At 59.0% G+C, this 17,397-nt stretch carries 16 protein-coding genes; 7 read left to right on the top strand and 9 right to left on the bottom strand.

All coding sequences use genetic code 11. The features are described from left to right. Positions 1–15 precede the first annotated feature (15 nt). Positions 16–837 carry an aldo/keto reductase gene (locus tag ACYZTY_RS18245; RefSeq protein ID WP_461954880.1) on the bottom strand — a complete coding sequence of 274 codons (822 nt, stop codon included), beginning with the start codon at positions 835–837 and terminating at the stop codon, positions 16–18. A gap of 244 nt (positions 838–1,081) precedes the next feature. Then, entirely contained in the window at positions 1,082–2,230 is a 1,149-nt protein-coding gene (locus tag ACYZTY_RS18240; RefSeq protein ID WP_461954879.1) for an aldose epimerase family protein, read from the bottom strand. Positions 2,231–2,458: 228 nt separating this feature from the next. Between ACYZTY_RS18240 and ACYZTY_RS18235 the strand changes: the two genes are divergently transcribed. Further along, positions 2,459–3,208 (top strand): hypothetical protein, encoded by a 750-nt coding sequence (locus ACYZTY_RS18235; protein ID WP_461954878.1) that lies wholly within the window; start codon positions 2,459–2,461, stop codon positions 3,206–3,208. 257 nt (positions 3,209–3,465) lie between these two features. After that, complete coding sequence (locus ACYZTY_RS18230; RefSeq protein WP_461954877.1) at positions 3,466–4,251, top strand: sulfite exporter TauE/SafE family protein; 786 nt, start codon at positions 3,466–3,468, stop codon at positions 4,249–4,251. Positions 4,252–4,270: 19 nt separating this feature from the next. Here ACYZTY_RS18230 and ACYZTY_RS18225 read toward each other — a convergent pair whose 3' ends face one another. Next, on the bottom strand, positions 4,271–4,639 hold the full coding sequence (locus tag ACYZTY_RS18225; RefSeq protein WP_461954876.1) for a VOC family protein: 369 nt from the start codon (positions 4,637–4,639) through the stop codon (positions 4,271–4,273). A gap of 179 nt (positions 4,640–4,818) precedes the next feature. On the opposite strand from ACYZTY_RS18225, the gene ACYZTY_RS18220 reads away from it, so the two are divergent. Both ACYZTY_RS18220 and ACYZTY_RS18215 read left to right on the top strand, forming a co-directional pair. Further along, positions 4,819–5,382 (top strand): DUF4174 domain-containing protein, encoded by a 564-nt coding sequence (locus ACYZTY_RS18220; protein WP_461954875.1) that lies wholly within the window; start codon positions 4,819–4,821, stop codon positions 5,380–5,382. Between the two features lie 356 nt (positions 5,383–5,738). Then, positions 5,739–6,116 (top strand): DUF6124 family protein, encoded by a 378-nt coding sequence (locus tag ACYZTY_RS18215; RefSeq protein WP_461954874.1) that lies wholly within the window; start codon positions 5,739–5,741, stop codon positions 6,114–6,116. Positions 6,117–6,381: 265 nt separating this feature from the next. Here ACYZTY_RS18215 and ampC read toward each other — a convergent pair whose 3' ends face one another. Continuing rightward, entirely contained in the window at positions 6,382–7,548 is a 1,167-nt protein-coding gene (gene ampC, locus ACYZTY_RS18210) for a class C beta-lactamase (RefSeq protein WP_461954873.1), read from the bottom strand. Between the two features lie 160 nt (positions 7,549–7,708). On the opposite strand from ampC, the gene ACYZTY_RS18205 reads away from it, so the two are divergent. Continuing rightward, positions 7,709–8,581, top strand: coding sequence for a LysR family transcriptional regulator (locus ACYZTY_RS18205; RefSeq protein ID WP_461954872.1), 873 nt, complete (start codon positions 7,709–7,711; stop codon positions 8,579–8,581). Between the two features lie 121 nt (positions 8,582–8,702). Here the strand turns inward: ACYZTY_RS18205 and gudD are convergent, their stop codons facing one another. Together gudD and ACYZTY_RS18195 are read right to left on the bottom strand one after the other, a co-directional pair. Continuing rightward, complete coding sequence (gene gudD, locus ACYZTY_RS18200; RefSeq protein WP_461954871.1) at positions 8,703–10,046, bottom strand: glucarate dehydratase; 1,344 nt, start codon at positions 10,044–10,046, stop codon at positions 8,703–8,705. A gap of 24 nt (positions 10,047–10,070) precedes the next feature. Continuing rightward, positions 10,071–11,417: an MFS transporter gene (locus ACYZTY_RS18195; RefSeq protein ID WP_461954870.1), complete on the bottom strand. Its 1,347-nt coding sequence runs from the start codon at positions 11,415–11,417 to the stop codon at positions 10,071–10,073. A gap of 281 nt (positions 11,418–11,698) precedes the next feature. Between ACYZTY_RS18195 and ACYZTY_RS18190 the strand changes: the two genes are divergently transcribed. Next, positions 11,699–12,412 (top strand): FadR/GntR family transcriptional regulator, encoded by a 714-nt coding sequence (locus tag ACYZTY_RS18190; RefSeq protein WP_461954869.1) that lies wholly within the window; start codon positions 11,699–11,701, stop codon positions 12,410–12,412. Between the two features lie 144 nt (positions 12,413–12,556). Here the strand turns inward: ACYZTY_RS18190 and ACYZTY_RS18185 are convergent, their stop codons facing one another. After that, positions 12,557–13,894, bottom strand: coding sequence for a hypothetical protein (locus tag ACYZTY_RS18185; protein ID WP_461954868.1), 1,338 nt, complete (start codon positions 13,892–13,894; stop codon positions 12,557–12,559). Positions 13,895–14,085: 191 nt separating this feature from the next. Next, complete coding sequence (locus ACYZTY_RS18180; protein WP_461954867.1) at positions 14,086–14,991, bottom strand: DMT family transporter; 906 nt, start codon at positions 14,989–14,991, stop codon at positions 14,086–14,088. Between the two features lie 96 nt (positions 14,992–15,087). Here ACYZTY_RS18180 and ACYZTY_RS18175 point away from each other — a divergent pair, with 96 nt between their 5' ends. Then, positions 15,088–15,951, top strand: coding sequence for a LysR substrate-binding domain-containing protein (locus tag ACYZTY_RS18175; RefSeq protein ID WP_461954866.1), 864 nt, complete (start codon positions 15,088–15,090; stop codon positions 15,949–15,951). Between the two features lie 108 nt (positions 15,952–16,059). Here ACYZTY_RS18175 and trhP read toward each other — a convergent pair whose 3' ends face one another. Continuing rightward, complete coding sequence (gene trhP / locus ACYZTY_RS18170; RefSeq protein ID WP_461954865.1) at positions 16,060–17,388, bottom strand: prephenate-dependent tRNA uridine(34) hydroxylase TrhP; 1,329 nt, start codon at positions 17,386–17,388, stop codon at positions 16,060–16,062. Between the last annotated feature and the right edge of the window lie 9 nt (positions 17,389–17,397).

Genomic DNA, 17,397 nt, shown 5'->3' with positions numbered 1-17,397 from the left:
CAGTACCGCGATGGCTCAGACCATGGCCAACCGGTGCTTGCGTTGTGGCGCGTGATACGCGTGGTCCAGCGCCTTCAGATCCTCGTCGTCGAGCCGCAATTGCGCGGCCTGCGCATTCAGTTGCACATGTTCAGGTTTGACCGCTTTGGGGATGGCGATCACGCCCGTCTGTCGCAGAATCCATGCCAGTGCTACCTGAGCCGGCGTCACCGCGTGACGGGCGGCAATCTGTTTGAGCGCCGGATGGGCCAGCATCGTTCCTCCCTGACCGATGGGACAGTATGCCATCAACGGCTGATGACGCTGTTGGCACCACGGCAGCAGATCAAATTCGATGCCGCGCTCTTCCAGGTTGTACAGCACCTGATTGGTGGCGCAGGCCGGTGAGTTCAATTCCTCCAGATCCTCGACGTCGAAGTTGGACACGCCCCAACGGCCGATCTTGCCGTCTTCACGCAGGCGTTCGAAGGCTTCGACGGTTTCTTCAAGCGGATACTGGCCGCGCCAATGCAGCAGGTATAAATCGATGTAATCGGTATTCAGACGCTGCAGGCTGCGTTCGCAGGCCTGGGGGATGCCTTTGTGGCTGGCGTTATGCGGGTAGACCTTGCTGACCAGGAAAACCTTGTCGCGCAGACCGGCGATGGCTTCACCCACCACTTGCTCCGCGCCGCCTTCGGCGTACATCTCGGCGGTGTCGATCAGGGTCATGCCCAACTCCACGCCCAGGCGCAGCGCGGCGACTTCTTTGCGGTGTTGCGAGGGATCTTCGCCCATGCGCCAGGTGCCTTGGCCGATGACTGGGACGTTGACGCCGGCCAATTCGAGGGTCCGCATGAAAACCTCCTTTTTAGAATCGATAAGTGCTCATTAGTTGGCAGCAGAATATCCCGGTGGTTCCGTAGGTGTGTAGCAGCTGCCGAGCAGCGCGAGGCTGCGTTCGGCTGCGGAGCAGTCGTAAAATCAGGCAACCGGTTCTTTCAGGAAAACCGCGTAAAGCGGGTTTACGACTGCTCCGCAGCCGAACGCAGCCTCGCGCTGCTCGGCAGCTGCTACACGGATTGTGTCGTGGCCGGGATGTTTAGTTGGCCGAAAACTTCAGCACTGTGCTCTGGGTATAGGTCTTGCCCGGGTCGAGTCGGGTGGACGGGAAGTTCGGCTGGTTCGGCGAGTCCGGGTAGTGCTGAGTCTCCAGCGTAAACGCGCCCCAATGTGGATAAACCTTGCCGCCCTTGCCCTTGACCGTGCCGTCGAGGAAGTTGCTGGTGTAAAACTGCACGCCGGGTTCGGTGGTGTAGAGCTGCAAGCGGCGCCCGGAGAGTGGGTCGCTGACATCGGCGGCGAGTTTGCCCACGTCGCCCTTGGCGTCCAGTGCCCAGTTGAAATCGAAGCCACCCTGTTTCGGCTCGGCGAATTTCAGTTGTGGGTGATCGGCCTTGATGTTTTTGCCGATAGCGGTGGGCTGCGTGAAGTCCATCGGCGTACCGGCGACCGGGGCCAGTTCGCCGGTCGGGATCAGCTTGGCGGTGACCGGTGTGTAGTGGGTCGAATGCAGCGTCACGAGCTGTTTCAGCACATCGCCATTACCTGCGCCGGCGAGGTTGAAATAGCTGTGGTTGGTCAGGTTCAGCACGGTCGGTTTATCGGTGCTGGCCTTGTACTCGATGCGCAACTCATTGTTCTCGGTGAGGCTGTAGGTGACCTCGGTTTTGAGGTTGCCGGGGAAGCCCATTTCACCGTCCGCCGACAGGTAAGTCAGGGTCACGCCCACCGAATCCTTGCCTTTGCTCGGCTGGGCTTGCCACACGTGTTTGTCAAAACCCTGCGGGCCGCCGTGCAGCGAGTTGGTCCCGTCATTGAGCGGCACCTGATAGCGTTTGCCGTCCAGTTCGAACGCGCCGTTGGCCAGGCGATTGCCGAAACGCCCGATGGTCGCGCCAAAGTACGCCGTGCCGCTCTGATAGCCCTGAACATCGTCAAAACCCAGCACCACGTCGTCGAGCTTGCCGTTTTTGTCCGGCACCTTGAGCGACTGCAAAATGCCGCCGTAAGTAATGATTGTGGCTTGCAGGCCGTGGCTGTTGCGCAAGACGTATTGCTCGACGGGTGTGCCGTCGTTGGTCTTGCCGAACGCTTTGTGTTCGCTGGACAGGCCAGCTGCTTGAGTGGGGAGGGTGGCGATCATCAGGGACAGTCCGAGGCCGGAGAGCAGGTGTCGGGATGGCAGCATGGTAAACCTTCCTTATTGTTGTTTTCATAGGACAGTAAAAGATCTAGTAGTCATACTAAATGTTCGACTGGAGAAGATTTATAGCTTGTTACTCAATAAAATCCATTAAAAGTATGACTAAATAACCCGATGATCAGTCGGCACTGCACTTTTTCAGCTTTGGCGGCTCTATCCTTGGCCAGCCTGCGGCGATCCCCACCGTCGGCCAATGCCCAAGTTCAAGCACCCATGGCTCGAGTTTTACCCGTCTTCACGTCATCAATACGTCGCCAATGCCTGCTGCTGGCCAGCCTGTCGATGCTCTTCGCCAGCGGTTGCAGCCAGCAACAGGGCAGCGACATCGTCAGCCAGTTTCGTGAAGGCACGCCCCAGGAATTCCTCCAGACCAGCGTCGATCGCATGGCGACCCTGGCGATGCGCGACAACCTCGACAGCCTCTACTTGCTGATGAACAAGCTCTACCTGCGCAACCCGGACGAGTTGAAAAAGTCCGGCTTCCTCGACGCCCGCACCGCCGGAAAGCAAGTGCGCCTGGCCATCGAACAGCAACAGCCGCTGCCCACTCTTGGTGGCAAGAAAGACCTCGCGGCACTGAGCTATGCCATGAGCCCGGAGTTTCTCGGCGACCGGGTCGGCGCTTTCATCTATGCCATCGGCAGCATGCTGGTCACCGCCCACGGCAATCGCCTCGAGTTCTACATGACCGATGCGATCAACCCGACCTTCGTCAGTAACGCCGCCCGCAACATCGAGAAAGCCACCTGGATCCTGAGTCAGCGGCAAAACAGGAACGGCGAGCCCTTGCTGTTCTCCAACGAAATTTCAGAGGAGGGCAGCAACCTGAGTTTTGCCGTGGAGTTCGGCAAGATCGTCGCGCGGCTGGATTTGCTGACGCAGATGCTGGACGAGCGTTATCGGCGGATTGGCCTGAACTATGCGCAGAGTTTGCTGTTTCTGAATTTCTTGCCGGTGCAGTAGACCAACCTCACCACACTCACTGACACAGCAAATCCCCCTGTAGGAGCGAGCCTGCTCGCGATAGCGGTGGATCAGTCGACATCAATGTTGCCTGTTAGTCCGTCATCGCGAGCAGGCTCACTCCCACAGGGGAATTGGGTACACAGGGGTGAATGGTGTGTTGAGGAATAACGATAGTTCTTATCGATATAAGTGGTTATAAGAAAAATCGCTATGCTGCGGGCCAGTTTTTTCATGTGTTTTGTGCGGGCGTGTTAATGGATTTCGTTAACTTCGGGTTGGTGGTGGCAGGATTGGTAGTAGGCTTCATCGTCGGTATGACCGGCGTGGGCGGTGGTTCGTTGATGACCCCGATTCTGCTCTGGTTTGGTATCAACCCCGCCACGGCGGTGGGCACCGACTTGCTGTACGCGGCCATTACCAAATCCAGCGGGGTGCTGGTTCATCGCAAGAACAACAACATCGACTGGGCGATTACTGGCTGGCTGACCCTCGGCAGTGTGCCGGCGGTAGCGCTGACGCTGTGGTTTCTGAGCAGTTTGCAGGCCTCACCCGATGCGATGAACGCCGTCATCAAGCAGGCGCTGGGCTTCGTACTGTTTGCCACGGCGCTGGCGATTTTCTTCAAGAAACGCCTGCTCGACTTCGCCCACAAACGGGCGGGCGGCCAGTACAACCCCAGCGGTTCGCGCCTGAATGCATTGACGGTCATCACGGGTCTGGTGCTGGGCACCATGGTCGCGCTGACCTCCATTGGTGCCGGCGCCCTCGGCACCGTGGCGTTGTTCATCCTCTATCCGCTGCTGCCGACGCGCCGCCTCGTCGGCACGGAAATCGCCCACGCCGTTCCCCTGACCCTGGTCGCCGGCCTGGGCCATGCGAGCATGGGCAACATGGATTGGCAGGTGCTGGGTTATTTGCTGATCGGTTCGCTGCCGGGGATTTACCTGGGCAGCCATTTGACCGGTCGCATCTCCGACGAAGTGCTGCGTCCGTGCCTGGCCACGATGCTGGTGCTGATCGGCTACAAACTGGCGTTCTGAACCAGCACGGCTTCCAGCCTCAGGGGCGCGTGAGAATCTCCAGCAGATGCCCGTCCGGGTCATCGAAATAAACCCGCCGGCCACCGCCGTAATCGTTGATCTCGTTGGGCCGTTGCTTGCCGGGGTCAGCCCACCAGGGCTGCTTGCGCGCTTGCAGGCGAGCAAACGCGGCATCGAAATCATCCTCACCGATCAAAAACGCATAGTGCTGGGAGGCGATCGGCGGGTCGTTGTCGTAGAAATCCAGCGACACGCCATTGTCGAGCTTGACGATCAGCATCGGTCCGAACGGCTCGGGACGAGGCAGGCCGAGGATCTCGGCGAGGTAATGGGCGGAGATCTGTTTGTCTCGGCACCAGACGATGGTGTGGTTCAGTTGAGCGCTCATGGCGGGTCCTCACGGCGGATCTGGCGGCTCGTTATGAGCGATGAGATTAGCTCAACCTGTTGCGCAATGACCGCCCTGACCTAAGCTTGGGTCAAGGCGGAACACAATTGCGGTGCGTCACCCGGAACGATCGCCGCGATGCGCAATCATTAGAGCGTGGATATCAAAAGGAGATGCGCATGCTCATCAGGTCTTTGACCCTGACTACCTTGCTGGTTTTCGCCGGCCCCTTGCTCGCCGCCGAAGACGGCTCACCTTTGGACATCGACAAGGGCAGGGCCCGGCCACTGATTGTGATTGCTCCGAACACCGCTAACCCGGTCTGGGTGGGCCTGAAAAATTCGCTGAACGATCCGGCCAACAAGGAAGGTATCGCCCAGCGCAATATCAGGGTGTACACGGTGCTGAACATGTCCGGTCAGCTCGACGGCAAGGACCTCGGTCCACAGGACACCATGGCATTGATCCGCTCGCTGAAACTCGGCGCGGGGGCGTTGCCCAAAGTCATCCTGGTGGGCAAGGACGGCGAGAAAAAGTTCGAGAGTTCGGGGGAAGAATCAAAGTCGGTCGATTTGAAAAAAATCTTCGACACCATTGACGCCCTGCCAGCGACCGAGAAAGAAGCCGCACCACCGACGGTCGTAACGCCCGTTGTCGCCGAACCGGCCGCCAACGGCGCCAAGGGTGCAAAACCGGGTAAACCGGTGAAACCCACCAAACCTCCGGAAATGCCGGACGATTGAAGATCCCCGTGCAGCTGGCGCAGTCTGCGTCCGGCTGCGCAGCAGTCGTAAAACCTGCAACTGCTTGCTTTCAGGCAAACCTCATTTGCTGAATTGCGACCGCTGCGCGCTCGAACGCAGCCTCGCGCTGCTCGACAGCTGCTACAAAAAAACCGGGAGTACCGTGGGGTGATGTACTGATTTCATTGGTCTCGGAAATTTCCTGCAAGTTCTGTCGGATTTCATGAACTGGTTTCTGTCAGAGCGCACCGTTAGCCTTTGTCAGCCACCGCAACATTCGCGGTCGGACGTGGGAGTCCGCAACACTGAGGGATCCAGGGACGAACAATACCAATGGCCAGAAAGGAGCCTCGTCTATGAAGAAGTTCGGCAAAAATGATGCGCAACCCCCAACCGATGCCAGTCATCTGAAGCTCGTTCGGCTAGGCGAAACGACCGGGCACGACACCAGCATCCGCGTGCGCAAACCCAGGCTTTCCGTCCCGATCAGCCAGATCCTGACCGTCGCCCCCGGCGTCGACACCATCACCCTCTTGCACCAGGCCAGCGAAACCCTGGCTTCCCTGAATGCAGTGATTGTGACTTTTGCCGGCAAGCTGGATGGCTCGAACCGGGTTGTGCTGGGGGCGATTCAGCAGTTGGCGGGGATTGCGGAGTTGCTGGTGAATCAGGCTCGGGACAATCTTGATCCGGGAAACGATGGGCCTCACGCCCAGCCGCCGACTCGGCATTGAGCTGACGTAATAACGAAAATGGGCGACCTCAAAGGAGGCCGCCCATTCTTATTGCCCGAACGATATTTGTAGCAGCTGTCGAGCCTGCGAGGCTGCGTTCGGCTCGGTCCGCGCTCGGGCGAAGCAGTCGTGAAATCAGGTAGTGCGGTCTAACAGGTATACCGCGTGCGCAGGATTTACGACTGCTGCGCAGCCGAACGCAGCCTCGCGCTGCTCGGCAGCTGCTACAGGGGATCGTGTTTACCGAGGAACGAGTTGCTCCGGGTTATTCAGTCAGGGCGCTCAAGATGTTGTGCGCAATCTTGATCCGCTCCGGATTCGGGTAATTTTTGTTCGCCAGGATTACGATGCCGATGTCTTTCGAAGGCACGAACGCGACATAAGCGCCGAAACCACCCGTCGACCCGGTCTTGTTGAACCATGCCGTGTCCTTTGCAGGTTGCGGCGGGTTCAGCCACTGGACCTTATGAGCCTCCATCGCCATTTCCGTCGAGTTGCCACTCAGCAACGTATCGAGGCTGGCCGGATAGTTGTAGAGCTCCCAACCCAATCCCTGTGTCATCTCGCCGACTGTGTAGTAACCGGTGTGAGTGAGGGCAATCGCCTGCGGCAATGGCTTTTCCAGCGCCGCCGGTTTGAGGTTGGCTTCAACATAACGAAGCAAATCCGCAGCGCTGGTTTTCACCCCATACGCCTCCGAATCCAGCGCCCCCGGGCTCACCCGCACCGGTTTGCCATCCTTGCCGTAACCCTGGGCGTAAAATCCCATCTGGTCCTGCGGCACCTTGAGGTAGGTGTGCTTGAGCCCAAGTTTCGGCAGCAGGGTCTTTTCCATCAACTCATCGAACGGGTGGCCCATGCTTTGGGCCGCCAGATAACCGGACAGCCCAAGGCTGGGGTTCGAATACTGGCGGTGGGTACCCGCGGCATAAACCGGTTTCCACTGTTTGAAGTAGGCGAGCATTTTGTCTGGATGATCGGACTCGTCGGGGAACTGCAGCGGCAGCCCGCCGGCGGTGTAAGTGGCGAGCTGCAACACGCTGATGGTGTCGAACGCACTGCCTTTCAACTCAGGCCAAACCTGGCTGGCCCGGTCAGACAAAGACAGTTTGCCGCTGGCCTCGGCGTAGGCCGTCAGCGTGGTGGCGAAGGTTTTACTCACTGAGCCGATTTCAAAAAGCGTGTCCTTGCTGACCGCTTTGCCGTCCTCTTTCGAGGCCACACCGTAGTTAAAGTAATGCTGCTGGCCGTTCAGGGTGATCGCGACCGCGATGCCAGGGATATTTTGTTCCTGCATCACCGGCCCGATGGCGGCTTTCACCAAGGCGTCGAGTTGATCGTCAGACTTTGTTGCGGCCATACAGTGGCTTGCGCCAAGCAACAGTGCGAAAGCGCTGAAGGACGCAAGTCTTGGCAGATTAAATTTGTACATGATTGGAACCACTCTCCATGAGTTGCCATTACTTTAACCGCTACACTCCGAACGGATCTGAAACCGGACGGCTGACGGGCGTGCCAAATCTAGGTAGTCGGGCGACAATCGACAAACGACGATATTTCGGGTTAGCCATTAGAAAAATTTGGGAGTGGGCATGATTCGTCCTCATCTGCCGCTGAATGCATTACGCGCCTTCGAGGCTTCTGCGCGCCATTTGAGCTTCACTCGGGCGGCGGTGGAGTTGTTCGTCACGCCGGCGGCGGTCAGTCATCAAGTCAAAAGCCTTGAAGCCCAGCTTAACGTGACGCTGTTCAAACGCTTGCCCCGCGGCTTGATGCTGACCAGTGAAGGCGAAACCTTGCTGCCGGTATTGCGCGAGTCCTTCGACCGGATTGCTGAAACCCTTGAGCGATTCGAGGGTGGGCATTTTCGTGAAGTGGTCACCGTGGGTGCCGTGGGGACGTTTGCGGTGGGTTGGCTGTTGCCACGACTGGCGGACTTCCAGTCGAAACATCCGTACATAGATTTGCGCCTGTCGACCAACAACAACCGGGTGGACGTGGCCGCAGAAGGGCTGGATTACGCCATCCGGTTTGGCGCCGGCGCCTGGCACGGAATCGAGGCTTTAAAGCTGATTGAAGCGCCGTTGTCGGTGCTCTGCGTTCCTCCAATAGCGGCGCAGCTGCAAGAACCCGCCGACCTGCTCAAGCAGACGCTGCTGCGATCCTACCGCACGGATGAGTGGCCCGAGTGGTTTCTGGCCGCCGGGTTGCCGGCCAATACGCCGCCGCCCAAGAGCATCGTCTTCGACTCCTCGCTCGCCATGATGGAGGCTGCGTTACAGGGCGCCGGTATTGCCTTGGCGCCGCCGTTGATGTTCGCCCGGCAATTGGCGGCGGGTGCGATCGAGCAACCATTCGACATCGGCATCACCACCGGCAGCTATTGGCTGACCCGCTTGCAGTCGCGCCCCGAAACGTCGGCGATGACGATGTTCAAGGAGTGGCTGCTGCAAGCTTCGGGCTGATACAAAACCCTGTGGGAGTGAGCCTGCTCGCGATGGCGGTGTAACATTCAACGTTGATGTTGAATGTTATGGCCTCATCGCGAGCGGGCTCACTCCTACAGAGGGTCGGTGTTGCGAGGGACTAGCGCACCAGACACGGCCGCTTGTTATCAAACGTCCACCCCGGAATCAGAAACTGCATCGCCACGCTGTCATCCCGCGCGCCCAATCCCATGCCTTTATACAACTCATGAGCCTTGGCCAACTGATCCAGATCCAGTTCAACCCCTAGCCCCGGTTTCTTCGGCACCTGCACGCAACCACCGACGATTTGCAGCGGAGCCTTGGTCAGGCGCTGGCCGTCCTGCCAGATCCAGTGCGTATCGATTGCAGTGATTTCACCCGGTGCGGCTGCCGCAACATGGGTGAACATCGCCAGGGAAATATCGAAGTGATTGTTGGAGTGCGAGCCCCAGGTCAGGCCCCATTCGTGGCACATCTGCGCCACACGAACCGAGCCTTGCATGGTCCAGAAATGCGGGTCGGCCAAGGGGATATCCACCGATTGCAACTGGATCGCGTGGCCCATTTCCCGCCAGTCGGTGGCGATCATGTTGGTCGCGGTTTTCAGGCCCGTGGCGCGTCGGAACTCAGCCATGACTTCACGGCCCGAATAACCGTTTTCCGCCCCGCACGGGTCTTCGGCGTAAGCGAGCACGTGATGCTGATCGCGGCACAGTCGAATGGCTTCCTTGAGTGACCACGCGCCATTCGGATCGAGGGTAATTCGTGCGTCAGGGAAGCGTTCAGCCAACGCGGTGACCGCTTCGATTTCTTCGTCGCCGCTGAGCACGCCGCCCTTGAGTTTGAAGTCCTTGAAGCCGTAACGGGCGTGCGCCGCCTCGGCCAGGCGCACCACGGCGTCGGCGGTCATGGCTTTCTCGTGACGTGCACGGAACCAGTCGTTATCGGCGTCTGGTTCGCTGCGATAGGCCAGATCGGTTTCATTGCGATCACCGACATAAAACAGATAACCGAGCATCTTCACTTCGTCGCGCTGCTGGCCTTCGCCGAGCAGGGCCGCGACCGGCACGTCCAGATGCTGACCGAGCAAGTCGAGGAGGGCGGCTTCCAGGCCCGTGACCGCGTGAATGGTGATGCGCAGGTCGAACGTCTGCAAACCGCGACCGCCGGCATCACGCTCGGCGAAGGTCTGGCGCACCTGGTTGAGGATCTTCTGATACGTGCCAATCGGACTGCCGACCACCAGCGAGCGTGCGTCTTCCAGCGTCTGGCGAATGCGCTCACCACCTGGTACTTCGCCGACCCCCGTGTGACCGGCGTTGTCCTTGAGGATCACAATGTTGCGGGTGAAGAACGGGCCGTGGGCGCCGCTCAGATTGAGCAGCATGCCGTCGTGACCGGCCACCGGAACCACCTGCAGGCTGGTGATGATCGGGGCTTTTGCGGTGTCTTGTGGGTTCATTTTCTTGTCCTTCAAAACAGAGGTTCAGGCGTGATTGGGCGCTGGTTTGCCCAGTGCAACGGCCGGTGCGGTTTTCGGTGTATTGCGCGCGGCGAAGACGATGATCGCGGCGATGATCGATGTCGCCGCCAGGCCATACAGGCCGCCCTGAATGGAACCGGTGTGTTCTTCGAGCAGGCCGAACGTGGTCGGTGCAACGAAGCCGCCAAGGTTGCCCACTGAGTTGATCAGAGCGATCACGCCCGCCGCGATCCGCGCATCCAGATAAGCCTGAGGGATCGGCCAGAACAGCGACGACGCGGACTTGAAACCCAGCGCCGCGAAGCAGATGGCAACGAAGGCAAAGACCGGTCCGCCAGTGGTGGACATGAACATCCCGGCCGCCGCGATCAGCAGGGCAGCGGCGACCCAGGCTTGCTGGTTTTTCCATTTGGCCGACAGCGACGCGAAGGCGTACATACCGACGATCGACAACAACCACGGGATCGAGTTGAACAGCCCGACCTGAATGTCGCTCAGATCGCCCATCTTCTTGATGATGCTCGGCAGCCAGAAGGTCGCGGCGTAAATAGTCAGCTGGATGAAGAAGTAGATCAGGCAGAACAGGATGATCTGGCGATCCTTGAGCAGCTTGCTCAATGATGGCTTGATCGGTGTCGCTGCTTCGCGGGCCAGTTGTTCGTCATCAATGGCTTTGACCAGCGCATCTTGCTCGGCGCGGGTCAGCCATTTGGCGTCGTGGGGTTTGGAGTCCAGCCAGAACCACACGAACACGCACAGCCCGACTGAAAACATCCCCTCAATGAAATACATCCATTGCCAGCCGTGCATTCCGAATCCGCTGATCTGCAACAGCAACCCGGACAGCGGGCCGGAGATCAACGAGGCAATGGCAGATCCGCTTAGGAAAATCGCAATCGCCTTGCCGCGCTCAACGCCTGGCAGCCAGCGCGTGAAGTAATAAATCACCCCGGGAAAGAACCCGGCTTCAGCCACGCCCAGCAGAAATCGCAGGATGTAGAAGTGGGTTTCGTTCTGGATGAAGGCCATGCACGCGGCGACCAGACCCCAGGTCAGCATGATGCGGGTCAGCCAGATGCGTGCGCCGACTTTTTGCAGAAGCATGTTGGAGGGGACTTCGAACAGCGCGTAACCGATAAAGAACAGGCCGGCGCCAAGGCCGTAGGCGGCCGCGCCAATCCCAAGGTCCTGCTCCATGTGGGCACGGACGAAGCCGATGTTCACGCGGTCAATGTAATTGACGATGAACATGATGACGAACAGCGGCAAGACATGGCGTTTCACTTTCGAGATGGCGGACTTCAGGACTGAATCGGCGCCATCGTGCATCCCGGATATGGATGTATTCACTTGGTTTTCTCCCACTGATTATTTTTATGCGGGGTGTGGCTGAGTGTTGCGTTGTTGATAGACATCATACAACTAGGTTTTTTAGACCTGCAAGCGTTCTCGTCCAATAAAATGGCGCTAGTTCCATGGGTTGTTATTCTTTTTACGGTTTTGTGCGATGTGAGTGACGGCCGTTTCACTGAAAATGTTGAGTGTTGTCATACAAGTAGGTCGTTGTTTTCTTGAGATTCCAACCGAGCGTGGTGCTACGATCCCGTCAGCACTGCTTTTGGATGATCGCCATGCAAGAAGACCTCGACGCGCCTCCCCGCAAGCGCACCCACAACCTGGCTCATGACCTCGTGGCCAAGCTGAGCCAGAGCATTTTGCTCGGGCAAATGTTGCCGGGAGACAAGCTGCCGTCGGAGAACACGATTGTTCAGGAGCACGGGGTCAGCCGCACGGTGGTGCGTGAGGCAATCTCGAAATTGCAGGCTTCAGGCCTGGTGGAAACCCGACACGGTATCGGCACTTTTGTGCTGGAGCGCGCACCGGAGCAGGGACTGCGATTGAATGTCGATACCGCGCTGGGGGTGCGCAGCATCCTGGAGTTGCGCATGGGCCTGGAAACCCAGGCCGCGGCGCTGGCGGCAAGTCGTCGCACCGATCATCAGTTACTGCAGATGCGCGAAGCGCTCGATGACTATCAAAGCCTGCTCGCCAACAACGACAGCTGCGTCGAGGCCGACAAGCGCTTCCATCTGCTGATTGCCGAAGCCACCGGCAACGTGTGCTTCACTGAAATCATGCAGCACCTGGGCAACGCCATGATTCCGAGGACCCGGGTCAATGCCGCCGAGCGTGGCGCGGCGGATTTGAGCAAGTTGGGGCAACTGGCCAATCTCGAGCACGAGGCGATACTCAACGCGATCAAGCGGCAAGACCCGGACGCCGCGCGCGCCGCCATGTGGCTGCACCTGACCAACAGCCGTGACCGGTTTTCGGCCGGTGGCTGACGACCGTTTGTCTTGTCGACCCTTTATCCGAGACAGGCGATAAAAAGAACCCGGGCAGATAACACATTGTGTGCGTCCACTCACTCTTTGTAATTGCGTCATCGCTTAGTTCATTGGCACTGGCCAATGTGCCGGGCATTTTATTTATTCCTCGGCCTTGATCATCGTTACAACACTCGATGTGCCCCCTCGCCCGGACGAAGACTGAAAGAAGTAAGCGTAGTCTTCAAGGTAGTAAAACTTGCTGTCGAGTTCGAGTTTCTGGCCGAGGTCAAACTGGCAGCGCAATTCTTTGGCCATGCCTTTCAACTCGCTGTTGACCTGGGCGGCGTCGAGCACACGCTGCACGGTGCAGCGCACACTTTCCAGTTTCATTTTTTCGCCGTCGATGTTGCTTCGTTCCCGCTTGTTGGCGCGCATTTCCAGCGACGCACCGACCGGCATGCGCTGCCAGTCTCCGGTGAAGCTCAATTGCTGAGTGTCGATGACTCTGGATAACGGTGGCCCGCGCTTGCTGTCTGTCTGCGGGTTGTGCGGGTATTGCTGTGCCAGAGGCAATAAGCCTCTGAAACTGACGCTGTACCAGTCCGGTGGTGCCTGTTCCCGATGCTCGCGTAATTGTCCGCTCTGCGCGTCGGTGTCGAACACCAGCGTAGTTTCCGCGCTTGATTTCGACAGATAAAGGAGCGTGAAACTGAGTTTCGAAACCGTGCGCTTGAGTGTCCGGGTGGGCGGCGCAAGCTTCAAATCGGTGATGGCTTTCAGGGCCGAAGCAGGGAAAGGTTCTATCTGATAGCTCAACGCACGTTTGTCGCGGGCGGCGTACACCGGCAGCGTCGAGCGCTGTGATGGCGCGCTGCACGCAGCGTTCAGCAAAGTCTGGGTGTCTGCGAGGCCTTGGGCGAAGGCCTGTTGTGGCGGGTCTTTGAGTACCCCGCCCATGGACACCCGATTGTTCGGGCCGTGCTGGAATGAGCTCAGCACCCGATAGGTCTTGCGTGCGCAATCGACTTCATAGCGCTCGCGAGTCTGTCCGAACAGTTGCAGGCCGGGCTTGTCGTTAAGCAGTGCAGGGTCGTCGAATCCACCCCAGAACCGGCTGACGTTGCCCTCGGTCTTCAGGCTATTGACGTCGATCATCACCCAGCGTGCTGCATCCGTGCGATGGACAACACGCCAGTCCGACGGTGCGGTGCGAGCACAGGCTTGGACAAACTCAGGCTTGCTGGCCAGCGTGGCTGCCAGTTCTTTGGGGATCGGGAGGGTCAGCGGCGTATGGTCGCGGCTGCCATGGGGTGCCATGACCGGGAAGTTGTCGAGGAACAGCAGTTTGACATCGGGCACCTTGCAGTCCGCTTGCAACTGTACAACGCTCGGTAAGCCATCGCGGGAGTAAGCGGGGGTATGAACCTGATAGCTGAGCGTATCGCCGTTACGCATCACCGAGTTTTCCAGTGGCGTTTTGTTAAACACTTCTTGCACAGTCAGAACCGGCTGCCGGTAGGGCGGTGGGGTGGGTGTCGGAGGTGGCGGGCTGGCGCAGCCGGACAATATCCCTAGCACACAGGCAGCAGCGAAACGGTTCATAAGCAATTCCAGGCGATGACGTCACGTTCATGTGAAAAGAGGACGTCGGCATCGCAGGCCAATTCTTTAGCGCGCATTGCTTGCAATCATGGCCGGGCGGGCTGCGCCGCGATGACCGCAGGGCGCCGCTCCAGATTCAACGCCAGCACACTGATCAACACCACCAGCGCACCGCCCCCTACCATCAGCGTCGGCTGCTCACCCAAGGCAAAAGCCGCAATGGCCATGGCCGTCGGCGGAATCAGATACAGCGTCATCGTCGCCCGACTCAAGTCGATGTGGGCCAGCACAAACGCCCAGGCCAGGTAGGCGAGGGCGCTGGGAAACACGCCCAATGCCAATACCGCCCATTGCACCTGCATCGGTGCACTGACGACCTTGCCGGCCAACCCCGGCAGATAAATCAGCAACAGCGCCGTGCCCGACCACACCGTGTAACAGACCAGCGTCAAACCGTCGTAGCGCCCGGAGTGATGCTTCTGTAGTGCGAAGTAAAAACTCCACGACACCGCCGCCAGCAAGATCAGCAAACCATGCGCATCGATGCTGCCCAGTCCGCGATCACCGGCCACCACAATCACCACGCCGATCAATCCCAATAAGACACAACCCCAGCGCCAGGCGCTGACCCGGTCCTTGAACACGAACCGCGCCAGCAAAGTGCTGAACAACGGCGTCGATTGCGCCAACACACTGGAAGCGCCGGCGCTGACACTTTGCTGGCCGATATTGAGTGCGACGTGGTGCAGGCTCACGGCAAAGAAGCCGAGGACGAACAGCAACGGCAGATCGCGAAGCTTCGGCAAGCTGATGCCTTTGAACGTGGCAACAAATGCCATGAACACCGACGCGATCAGAAACCGCAGCAGCGCCAAATGACCTGGGTCATAGGCCTGCAATCCGATGTGAATGCCGGTCGGCGAGTATCCCCAGCAGCCGACGACAAACGTCATGGCCAAGAGGATTTTGTAGGTGTGGGTGGAGGGCTTCATGGTCGATCACCGGTGGGTTGATGCACCGAGTATCGGAAGGCTAACCGTTCGCCACAACTGACTTATACTGCATCAACTGTTCACTTTGGGTGATGTATGGAATTGGCGCAGATTCGCATGTTCAAGACCATTGCCGACGTCGGCAGCATCGCCCGGGCGGCGGAGTTGTTGCATTGTGTGCCTTCGAACATCACGGCACGCATCAAGTCGCTGGAAGCCGAGTTGGGTGTGGCGCTGTTTCTTCGCGAGGGCCGAGGCTTGCGCATCAGCCCGGCGGGGCAAACGTTTCTGTCTTACGCCTCGAAGATTCTCGCGCTGACCGTTGAAGCCAAGCGCGCGGTGGATCCTTCGGCCGAACCGTCCGGGCCGCTGCGTATTGGCGCCATCGAGTCCTCGGCCACCGGTCGTCTGCCGCGCCTGCTGGCCAAGTTTCACAAGCGTTATCCGGGCGTTGCGCTGGAACTGACCACCGGCACCTGGAGCCAACTGCTCGATGACACCCTCAATCATCGGCTCGACGGCGCGATTGTCGCGGTGGATGTTGAGCGCTCGCAACTCAAGCGCACGCCGATGTACCGCGAAGAGCTGCTGCTGATTGCCTCGACATCGCTGGGGCCGGTGCGCGATATCACCGATTTGCAGGGCAAGACCGTGTTCATGTGGCCGCAAGGCTGTCCTTATCGGGCGGCACTGGAGCATTGGTTGTTGCGGCAAGGGCAGGCACTGCCGATTGTCAGCCTGGCGAGTTATGGGGCGATTGTCGGGTGCGTCAGCGCCGGGGCTGGGATCGCGCTGGTGCCCAAAGGGGTGTTTGACCAGTATGCGAAAGGGGCAGGGTGCGCGGGGTATGAGTTTCCTGAGCTGACGGCCATCGACAACCTTTTTTACTGGCATGAAAACGCCGGGGTTCACCCAGCGCGGGAAGCGTTTGTGGCGATGTTGCGCGAGGAGTTCGCTTAACCGATTACTGCGGGCGCGAGCTTGCTCGCGAAAGCCGCTCATAACTGAACAATGATGTTGGCTGAAAGTCTGTCATCGCGAGCAGGCTCGCTCCCACAGAATTCCTGGTTATTGCGTAACGCCCACATCCCGCATCAATAACCCGTACCGCAAGTCCACCGCATCCGGAATCGGCACATACACCGTATGCCCATCCCCTGGCGCCACGTCGATCGATTCGCCTTTGACGTTCTGCAACTGATGCAGATCGAAGTGGAAGTTCCCTTGGGGCGTCATCAGTTCCATGTGATCGCCCAGGCTGAACCGGTTCTTTACCTTCACTTGCGCCCAGCGATCACGACGTTCACCTGTCAACTCGCCAACAAACTGCTGACGCTCTGAAACCGAGCTGCCGTGCTGATAGTTCTGGTATTCGTCATGCACATGCCGACGCAGGAAACCTTCGGTGTAGCCGCGCTGAGCCAAAGACTCCAGATCCGTCATCAAGCTGCGATCAAATTCGCGACCGACCACGGCATCATCAATCGCTCGGCGATAGACCTGCGTGGTGCGTGCGCAATAGAAGTGGGATTTGGTCCGGCCTTCGATCTTCAGCGAGTGCACGCCCATCTGCGTCAGGCGCCCGACATGCTGTACGGCGCGCAGGTCCTTGGCGTTCATGATGTAGGTGCCGTGTTCGTCCTCGAAGGCCGGCATCAGTTCGTCCGGGCGATTGGCTTCCTGCAACAGGAATACCTGATCGGTCGGCGCGCCGAGGCCCAGGGTCGGCTCAGGCCGGAACTGCTGAACGATTTCGCCGAGTTGATTTTCCGTGGCTTGCGTCGCCGAATACTTCCAGCGGCAGGCGTTGGTGCAACTGCCCTGGTTGGCGTCGCGCTTGTTCATGTAACCCGATAACAGGCAGCGGCCGGAATAGGCCATGCACAGCGCGCCATGGACAAAGACCTCCAGCTCCATCGCCGGGACTTGTTGGCGAATCTCAGCGATTTCTTCCAGCGACAGTTCCCGAGAAAGGATGATCCGGCTCAGGCCCTGTTGCTGCCAGAACTCGACACTGGCCCAGTTCACCGTATTGGCCTGCACCGACAGGTGGATCGGCATCTGTGGAAAGTGCCGGCGTACCAGCATGATCAGGCCCGGATCGGACATGATGAGCGCGTCCGGGGCCATCGCAATCACCGGTGCCAGGTCGTTGAGGAAGGTCTTGAGCTTGGCGTTGTGCGGCGCAATGTTCACCACCACATAGAAACGTTTGCCTTGTGCCTGCGCTTCGCGAATGCCGAGCGCGAGATTGGCGTGATCGAATTCGTTGTTGCGCACTCGCAGGCTGTAACGCGGCTGGCCGGCGTAGACCGCATCGGCACCGTAGGCGAAGGCGTAGCGCATGTTTTTCAAGGTGCCGGCGGGAGCGAGCAGTTCTGGAGCAAGGAGCGTCATGGCAGTGTC

The organism is Pseudomonas sp. LB1P83, assembly GCF_054897885.1.
The sequence above is the reverse complement of the archived record's forward strand: the minus strand, read 5'-3'. Positions and strand labels throughout refer to the sequence as shown.